Source organism: Kineosporia rhizophila, assembly GCF_021277265.1.
In the GTDB taxonomy this organism is placed as follows: domain Bacteria; phylum Actinomycetota; class Actinomycetes; order Actinomycetales; family Kineosporiaceae; genus Kineosporia; species Kineosporia rhizophila.
In genome coordinates, this window is sequence record NZ_JAJSOH010000012.1 from 191,166 (window position 1) to 201,231 (window position 10,066).

1 protein-coding gene is annotated in these 10,066 nt (G+C 73.1%); it reads right to left on the reverse strand.

The features are described from left to right. Positions 1-19 precede the first annotated feature (19 nt). On the reverse strand, positions 20-10,066 hold the full coding sequence (locus LWF15_RS18620) for a type I polyketide synthase (RefSeq protein ID WP_232812114.1): 10,047 nt from the start codon (positions 10,064-10,066) through the stop codon (positions 20-22).

A 10,066-nucleotide genomic window follows, 5' to 3' on the forward strand; every position in this document is an offset into this window, starting at 1 on the left:
CCTGAAGCGAATGGGTGGTTCAGTTGGCCTGGTCGGCGGCGGCGGAGCCGTTCAGCCCGAGCTCGGTGTCCAGGAAGCTGAACACCTCCTCCGGGGTGGCCGATCCGAACTCCAGGTCCGGGCCGGCGGGCTCCTGCGCGGGCGCCTGGCCGATCCAGTTCGACAGCAGCCCGCGCAGCAGCCGGGTGACGTCGTCATGCCGGTCGAAGTCCGGCGCGGAACTGCTCAGCCGGCCCAGTGCGGTCTGCAGCCGCTCGATCTCGTCGATGACCGACAGCGGTTCGTTCTCGTTCGCCCCCAGCTGCGGGACCAGGGCGGAGCGCAGGTGCCCGGCCACGAGTTCCGGGGTGGGGTAGTCGAAGACCAGGGTGGCGGGCAGGCGCAGGCCGCTCGCCGAGCCCAGCCGGTTGCGCAGCTCGACCGCGGTGAGCGAGTCCAGCCCCAGGTCGCGGAAGGGCCGGTCGGCCTCCACGTCGTCGATCGAGGCGTGCCCGAGCACCGCGGCGGCCTCGGCCCGCACCAGGTCGACCAGAAGCTCCTCCTGCCCGGCCCGGTCCGCGGCGTTCAGCTGGTCCAGCAGGTCCGAGCCGCCCGCCTCGTCGGCCGGCGGCTCGGCGGCGCGCAGGTCGGGCAGATCGGCCAGCAGGGCGCTGGGCCGGGGCAGGGTGAACACCGGGTGGAAGGTGGGCCAGTCCACGTCGGCGACCGTGAGAGTGGCTTCGCCGCTGTCCAGTACGGATCCCAGGACCTCGATGGCCCGGGCCGGGTTCAGTTCCCGCAGGCCCATCCGCTCCAGGCGGCCGTCGTTGTCGGAGGCCATGCCCCCGCCGCCCCACAGCCCCCAGGCCACGCTGGTGGCGTTCAGGCCTCGACTGCGCCGGTTCTCGGCCAGAGCGTCGAGGTAGGCGTTGGCCGCGGCGTAGCCACCCTGGTGGCCGCTGCCCCAGACACCCGCGCCGGAGGAGAAGAGCACGAAGGCGCTGAGGTCGGTGGTCAGTTCGTCGAGATGCTTGGCTCCGAGCGCCTTCACGGCAGACACCTCGGCCAGGGTCTGGGCGCTGGATTCCTCCAGCGGGATCACCTGGCCCACGCCGGCGGCGTGGAACACCGAGTCCACCGGGCCGATGTGGTTCAGCAGAGCAACGACGTCGTCGCGAACAGCCAGATCGGAACAGAGGACGTGGGTGGTCGCCCCGTTCTCGGCCAGCTCGGCGGCCAGCGTGGGAACGTTGGTCGCGGCCGGGCCGCTGCGGCTGGTCAGGACGATCTGCTGGGCTCCGCGACGAGCGGCCAGCTGGGCGACGCGGGCCCCGATGGCGCCCGTCCCCCCGGTCACCAGCACGGTGCCCTGCGGCGTCCAGGGCTTCTTGGCCGGGCTCGGGGTGGCCCGCACCAGACGGCGGGCGTGAATCCCGGCGGGCCGGACGGCCACCTGGTCCTCGCTGCCGTTCAGCACCGCGGCCAGGCGCTGCCCGGCCTGCTCGTCCATGGTCGGGGGCAGGTCGATCAGGCCGCCCCAGCGTGAGGAGTGCTCGAGAGCGGCGACCCGGCCCAGGCCCCAGACCGAAGCCTGCTCAGGGGCGTTCACCCTGTCGTCGGAGGTGGTGGCCACCGCGCCCTGGGTGACCGACCACAGCGGGGCCTCGATGCCCGCCGCACCCAGCGCCTGGATCAGCTCCAGGCTCTGGACGGGAGTGACGTCGGTCTGGACGGCCGCCAGGAGCGAGAGCACGCCCGAAAGCTCACCCCCGGCCAGAACACCCGGGAACTGCTGCGTTCGGACGGTTGCCCCGGCGGCTTCCAGCGCGGCCTGGCAGGACGCCGCGAGAGCGTCCTGCCCGTTGTGCACCAGCAGCCAGGTGCCGTCCAGGCGGGCCGGGGCCAGGTCGGTCTGCAGGGGCCAGGTGATGCGGTAGCGCCAGGACGCGGTCACGTCCTTGGCGGGGCCGGAGGCTCCAGGGGCTGCCGACTCGATCCAGAACCGACGGTGCTGGAACGCGTAGGTGGGCAGGTCGACGCGCTCGGCGGCGGGCAGCACCAGGCTCCAGTTCACCGGTACGCCGCGCACGAACGCCTCGGCCAGCGAGGTGAGCAGCCGGGCCGGACCGCCCTCCTCGCGGCGCAGGGTGCCGACCACGATCGGGTCGGTGTGGATGTTCTCCAGCGTCTCCAGCGTGGGAGAGGCCAGCACCGGGTGCGCCGAGGTCTCGACGAAGGCGCCGTACCCGGCCTCGCCGAGCACTGCCACCGCGCGCGCGAACTCGACCTTGGCGCGCAGACTGGCGTACCAGTAGCGGGCGTCCAGCTCGGTGCCGTCCAGGTGCTCGCCGGTCATCGCCGAGACCATCGGGACGCCGGCCCGGCGCGGCCTCACGTCGGCGAGCAGGCGCAGGATCTCGTCCTGAAGCTCGTCCACCTGGGGGCCGTGCGAGGCGTAGTCCACCGGCAGCATCCGGGCCCGGCCACCCTCGGCCTCGACCGCCTGCATGATCGCCTCGAGCGCGGCCGGGTCACCGGAGACCACCGTGGCGTTGGGGCCGTTCACCGCGGCCACCGTGACGTCGCCGACCAGACGCTGCTCGACCTCGGCCACCGGCTCGGCGATCGAGAGCATGCCGCCCCGGCCGGACAGCGCCTTCAGGGCCTGGCTGCGCAGCGCCACCACGCGGGCGCCGTCCTCCAACGACAAGGCCCCCGAGACGACCGCGGCGGCGATCTCACCCTGCGAGTGGCCGATCACCGCGTCCGGCTTCACCCCGGCTGCTTCCCAGACCGCAGCCAGTGAGACGTTCACGGCCCACAGAACCGGCTGAACCACGTCCACCCGTTCCAGGGCGTTCTCGTCGCCCAGGACGTCGGTGAGCGACCAGTCGACGAACGGCCGCAGCGCGCTCGCACACTCCTCCAGGCGCTTGGCGAACACCGGGGACGAGGCCGCCAGCTCGCGGCCCATGCCGACCCACTGCGAGCCCTGACCGGGGAACACGAAGACCACGCGTCCGGCGCCGCGAGCACTGGCCGTACCGGTCACGAGATTGGCCGACGGACGGCCCTGGGCCAGCGCGGCCAGGCCGGCGTGCAGGTCCTCCGGCGTCCCACCCACGACGACCGCCCGGTGCCCAAACAGCGAACGCGTCGTGGCCAGCGACCACGCCACGTCGGCCGGTTCCAGCTCTGTGAGCCCAGTCAGCTCACTCAGGCGGGTGGCCTGAGCCTGCCGGGCGGGTGCCGAGACCCCGGAGGTCACCCAGGCCGTCGCGCCCTCGACCAGCGCCTGGCGCTGGTCCGGCTCGACGGGTGCGGCCTGCGGGGCCTCTTCGAGGATGACGTGGGCGTTCGTGCCGCTGATGCCGAACGACGACACCCCGGCCCGCCGCCGCCGTCCATTGGTTTCGGTCTCCCAACGCTGCGACTCGGCCAGCAGGGCGACATGTCCGGCCGACCACTCGATGTTCTCGGCCGGCGCCTCGGTGTACAGGCTGCGCGGCAGCTCCTGGTGCTGCAGGGCGAGGATCATCTTCATCACGCCGGCGATACCCGCCGCGCTCTGGGTGTGGCCGATGTTCGACTTGACCGAGCCGATCCAGAGCGGCCCAGTCCTTGGAGGGTCCTGGTCGAGTTGTCCATAGGTGGCGATCAGGGCCTGGGCCTCGATCGGGTCGCCCAGCGTGGTGCCGGTGCCGTGCGCCTCCACCGCGTCCACGTCCGCCGCCGTCAGCCCGGCGTTGGCGAGCGCGGCCCGGATCACCCGCTGCTGCGAGGGACCGTTGGGGGCGGTGAGTCCGTTCGAGGCGCCGTCCTGGTTGACCGCACTCCCGCGCAGCACCGCCAGCACGGGGTGGCCCTTGCGCTGGGCGTCCGAAAGGCGCTCCAGCAGAATCATGCCCACGCCCTCGGACATGCCCATGCCGTCGGCCGAGGCGGAGAACGCCTTGCAGCGTCCGTCCACCGCCAGGCCCTTCTGCCGCGAGAAGCCGACCATCACGCCCGGGCTGGCCATCACCGTCGCGCCGCCGGCCAGGGCCAGCTCGCACTCGCCGCTGCGCAGAGCCTGGGCCGCCAGGTGCATGGCCACCAGCGCCGACGAGCAGGCCGTGTCGACCGTGACCGCCGGGCCCTCCAGGCCGAAGGTGTACGAGATGCGCCCGGACAGGACGCTGGTCGAGCCACCGGTCAGCAGATGCCCCTCGGAGCCGCCCGCGTCACCGAAGAGCCCATAACCCCAGGACTGTCCGCCCGCGAAAACGCCGGTCGACGAACCGCGCAGAGTGGCCGGGTCGATCCCGCCGCGCTCGAACGCCTCCCAGCTGACCTCCAGCAGCAGCCGCTGCTGCGGATCCATGGCCAGCGCCTCACGCGGGCTGATCCCGAAGAAGCCCGGGTCGAACTGCGCCGCATCGTGCAGGAAGCCGCCCTGGCTGGTGTAGAACGTGCCTTCCTGGTCGGGGTCCGGGTCGTACAGGCCCGCCAGGTCCCAGCCCCGGTCGGTGGGCAGCGTCGAGATGGCGTCGCCGCCGCTGGAGAGCAGCTGCCACAGCGCCTGCGGGTCGCGCACCCCGCCCGGGAAACGCAGACCCATCGAGACGATGGCGATCGGGTCGTCGTCCTCGCGGGCCGGCTTCGGCAGGGCGGAAACCGCATTGAGGACGCCGATCAGCTCGCCTCCCAGATGGGAGGCCAGGACCGCGGTGGTCGGGTAGTCGAAGACCAGGGTGGCGGGCAGCCGCAGGCCGGTCGCCGTGCTCAGCCGGTTGCGCAGCTCCACCGCGGTCAGCGAGTCGAAGCCGAGGTCGGTGAAGGCACGGGAGGCGTCGATCTCGTCGGCCGAGGAGTGCCCCAGCACGGCCGCGACGTGGGCCCGCACCAGATCGATCAGCACCCGCTCGCGCTCGGCCACGGTGAGCCCGGCAAGCTGCGTGCGCAGCGCTGCGGCGCGCCCGTCCGTTCCCGACCGGGCCGACCGGGCCAGCCCGGCCGCTCCGGCCAGTGCACGCATCACGGGCGGGACGTCGGCGCCCTGCTCGGCCCGCGCCCGCAGGCCGGCCACGTCGAACCTCACCGGCAGGAGCAGAGAGTCCGGGCGCCGAAGGGCCAGATCCAGCAGCAGCAGACCCTCTTCGCGGTCCAGCTCACCGGATCCGCCGTCAGTAGCCCGGTTCAGCAGGCCCTGGTTCAGGTTCCGGCCGATTCCCTCCGAGGCCATCCAGGCGCCCCACGCCAGCGAGATCGCGGGCAGGCCCCGAGCGCGGCGGTGAGCGGCGAGCGCATCGAGGAACGCGTTGCCCGCGGCGTAGTTACCCTGACCCGGCGCGCCCATCGTGGCTGCGGCCGAGGAGAACAGCACGAAGAAGTCCAGGTCCTGGGTGAGTTCGTGAAGCGCCCAGGCGGCATCCGATTTGGGACGCATGACCGTCGCCACCCGCTCGGGGGTGAGCGAGCCGATCGTGCCGTCGTCCACCACACCGGCGGTGTGAATCACGCCGGTGACGCGGCGGCCGTCGAGCATGGCGGCAAGGGCCGCGCGCTCCGCCACGTCGCCGCTGAGGATCGTCACGTCGGCTTCGGCGTTCGCGAGGTCCGCCGCCAAGGTGGCAACACCGGGCGCGGCGGGGCCGGACCGGCTCACCAGCAGCAGCGAGCCGGCGCGGCCGGTGTCGGCGAGGTGTTGGGCGACGACACCACCCAGTCGGCCGGTGCCGCCCGTGATGAGCACGGTCGCCGGTACGGAATCGGCGTCGCCGGCCGCCGCCATTGTCTCGGCGCCGACCGCGGTCACGCCCACCTCGGACCCGATGGCCGGCAGCGCGGCCGGGCGCGCGAGCCGGGGCGCGAACGTCCCTGCTTCCCGCACCACCAGCTCCGCCTCGCCCGCCTCCGCAGCCGCGGCCAGCGTCCTCACCAGGGTTTCGCCGTCGAGATCGGGAGCCAGGTCGACCAGGACGATCCGGTCCGGGTTCTCCGACTGAGCCGAACGCAACAGGCCCCGGGCAGCCGCCGCACCCACGTCCGTAAGTTCTTCGTTCTCGCCTACCGACACCGCACCCCGGGTGACCACGACCAGGCGGGCCGTGGTCTCGGAGGACAGCCACTGCTGCACCAGGGTGAGCGCCTCACCGGCCAGGCGCGTGGCCTCGTCGGCCGGGGATAACCCGGGTTCCGACGCCAGGAAGGCAAGCACCACCGACGCGGCGTCGGGTGCAGCCTCGATACCGGGTGCAGCGCCAGGGCTGCCGGCCGCCTCAACCTCTGCTTCAGCTGAGTGTGTCTCCCCGGGTGGGCGGGGTGTGTCCGCAGCTGAAAATGTGCCCACCTCAGCTCCGGCCTGCTCCAGCCCGGCGGCCAGGTTCCAGCGGTCCAGGCCCAGCAACTGCCAGCGCCGTACCGAGCCCACCGGCAGCTTGACCGGGGCGTACTGCACGGTGAACAGCGCGTCGCGCACCCAGCCCGGCGTGGCCGCCGAGTCCGGCAGCGTCACCGGGCGCATCACCAGCGAGTCGACGGTGATCACCGGCATCCCGGTCGCGTCCACGGCCACCAGCGACACCGCGCCGCTGTCGGAACGCCGCACCCGGGCGCGCAGAACCCCGGCGCCCACCGCGTGCAGCGAGACCCCGGACCAGGCGAACGGCATCTGCGGCTCGCCCTCTCCCTGCGGCCCGGCCACCCACAGCGCGTGCAGCGCCGCGTCGAGCAGCGCCGGATGCAGACCGAACGACTCGGCGTCGGTGGAAAGACCTTCGGGCAGGGCAACTTCGGCGAAGATGTCGGTGCCGCGCTGCCAGACCGCCCGCAGGCCGCGGAAGGCCGGGCCCAGACCGGCAGCCTTGGCCAGTTCGTCGTAACGGCCGCCGACGGCAACCGGCTCGGCCCCGGCGGGCGGCCAGACCGTCAGGTCTTCCGCCTCGACGGCGACAGCCAGGCCCAGCTGTCCGGAAGCGTGCCTGGTCCAGGCCGGCACACCGTCCAGTTCAGCGCCGTCCCCGGAGACCGTGCTGCTCTCCAGGGGCCGGGCGAAGATCTCCACCGAACGGCCGCCGTGAGCCTCCGCAGCACCGACCGCCACCTGCACCTGCACGCCGCTGCTGTTGAGAACCAGCGGCGCGGTCAGGGTCAGCTCGTCCAGGTGCGGGCAGCCCAGCCGTGATCCCGCGGCCAGGGCCAGCTCGGCCAGGCCGGTGCCCGGGAAGATGGTGGTGCCGGCCAGGGTGTGGTCGGCCAGCCAGGGCTGCGCAGCCGTGGACAGACGACCCGTGAAGACCACCCCGTCACCGTCGGCCAGCTCCAGTCGGGCGCCGAGCAGAGGGTGGCGCACGGTTCCCAGGCCGGCCGCGGCCACGTCGGCCGCACCGGCAGCGACGTCGGGCCAGTAGCGGCGGTGCTGGAACGCGTAGGTGGGAAGGGCGATGCGCTGGGCCGGGGGCAGGACGGCGGTCCAGTTCACCCGGCAACCGCGCACCCAGGCCTCGGCGAACGAGGTGAGTAGGCGGGCCGCGCCGCCCTCGTCGCGTCGCAGGGTGCCGTTGACCGTCAGTGCGGCGTCGGTCTCGCTGATCGAAGTGGTCAGCACCGGGTGGGCCGAGACCTCGATGAAGGCCTGGTAGCCCTCCTCGGCGAGAACCTGCACGGCGCGGTTGAACTCGACCGTGCCCCGCAGGCTGTCGTACCAGTAGCCGGCGTCCAGTTCACTGCCGTCCAGCCAGGCACCCGACAGCGCCGAGATCATCGGGATCTGCGCGGTGCGAGGCGTGACTGCGGCGAGCAGCCGGAGAATCTCGGCCTGCAGCTCGTCGACCTGCGGGCCGTGCGAGGCGTAGTCGACCGGAAGCAGCCGGGCCCGGCCGCCGTCCGCCTCGACCGCCGACATCAGGGCGGCGAGCTGGGCCGGATCGCCGGAGACCACGGTGGCGTTGGGCCCGTTGACTGCGGCCACGGTGAGCGCGTCGAAGGCGGTCAGGCGCTGCCGCACGACGTCTACCGGCGCGGCGATCGAGAGCATCCCACCTCGGCCCGACAGGGCTTTCAGGGCCTGGCTGCGCAGGGCCACGACGCGCGCGCCGTCTTCCAGCGACAGGGCGCCGCAGACCACGGCGGCCGCGATCTCGCCCTGCGAGTGCCCGAGCACGGCGTCGGGCTGGACTCCGGCCGCCTGCCACACGGCGGCCAGCGAGACCATGACGGCCCACAGCGCGGGCTGCACCACGTCGACGCGCTCAAGAGCAACTGCATCATTGAGGACGTCGGTCAGCGTCCAGCTCGTGAAAGGGGCGAGCGCAAGCTCGCACTCGGCCATCCGCGCGGCGAAGACCGGTGAGGAAGCGATCAGCTCGCGGCCCATGCCCACCCACTGCGAGCCCTGGCCGGGGAACACGAACACGACACGGTCGGCGTCCTCGCCCAGCACCGAGCCGACGATCGCGCCGGACTCGGCCGAGCCGGAGATGAGTGCGGCGAGATCGGTCTGTAGGGCGGTGGAGTCGCCCAGCAGCACGGCCCGGTGCTCGAAGGCCGAACGGGTGGTGGCCAGGGACCAGGCCACGTCCTGCGGGTCCAGGTCACCAGCCGCGTGCTGCAGCCGCTGAGCCTGGGCGGTGAGGGCTTCGGGGGTGTGGCCGGAGATCAGCCAGGCGTGGGGAGCTTCGCTGAGCACCGCCAGCGGGCCGGAAGCCGCGCTCGGCGCATCAGGAGCCGCGTCCGACGAGCCGCTGGCCGCGCCCGTAGAAGCTGGTTCGGCCACCGGGGCCTCGGCGATGATCACGTGGGCGTTGGTGCCGCTGACGCCGAACGCCGAGACTCCGGCCCGGCGCACGCGCTCGCCCGGAGTCCAGGAGCGGGCCTCGGTGAGGAGGCTGACGTCACCGGAGGACCAGTCGACGTGCCCGGAGGGCTCGTCGGCATGGAGGGTGGCGGGCAGCACGCCGTGCTGCAGCGCCAGCACCATCTTCATCACCCCGGCCACCCCCGCGGCGGCCTGGGTGTGCCCGATGTTCGACTTGATCGACCCCAGCCACAGCGGGCGTTCGGGGTCGCGGTCTTGCCCGTACGTGGCCAGCAGGCCCTGCGCCTCGATCGGGTCGCCCAGCGTGGTGCCGGTTCCGTGGGCCTCCACCGCATCCACGTCCGAGGCCGTCAGCCGGGCCGAGGCCAGCGCGGCGCGGATGACCCGCTGCTGCGAGGGACCGTTGGGGGCGGTGAGACCGTTGGAGGCGCCGTCCTGGTTGACCGCGCTGCCGGCCACCACGGCGAGCACCGGGTGGCCGTTCTTGCGGGCGTCGGAGAGGCGCTCGAGCACGATCATGGTGGCGCCCTCGGCCCAGCCGGTGCCGTCGGCGGCGTCCGAGAAGGCCTTGCACCGGCCGTCGGGGGCGAGCCCCTGCTGGCGGGAGAGCTCGGAGAACATCACCGGCACGGCCATCACGGTCACGCCGCCGGCCAGGGCCAGCGAGCACTCTCCGGCCCGCAGGGCCTGAGCGCCCAGGTGCAGCGCGACCATCGAGGAGGAGCAGGCCGTGTCCACCGTCACCGCGGGCCCTTCCAGGCCCAGGGTGTAGGAGATCCGGCCGGAGACCACGCTGGTCGCGGTGCCGGTCAGCTGGTACATGCCCGCACCGGGCGCCGCGGCCGAGGGGTAGCCGGAGGTGGAGGCCCCGGCGAACACGCCGGTGGCCGAGCCCTGCAGCGAGCGCGGGTCGATCCCGGCGCGCTCCAGGGCCTCCCAGGCCGTCTCCAGCAGCAGGCGCTGCTGGGGGTCGGTGGCCAGGGCCTCGCGCGGGCTGATCCCGAAGAAGGATGCGTCGAAATCAGCCGCGCGTTCGACGAATCCGCCCTGGGCGGTGGACGGTTCCCAGCCCCGGTCGGTGGGTAGCCCAGAGATCGCGTCGGTGCCCGAGACCAGCAGGTCCCACATTCCCTCCGGGCTGTCGACGCCTCCCGGCAGCCGGCAGCCCATTCCCACGATCGCCACCGGCTCGGCCTCGCCGGACTCGAACCGGCGCAGCCGTGCACGGGTTTCGTGCAGTTCCGCGGAGACCCGCTTCAGGTAGGCCAGAAGTTTCTCGTTCTCAACCAT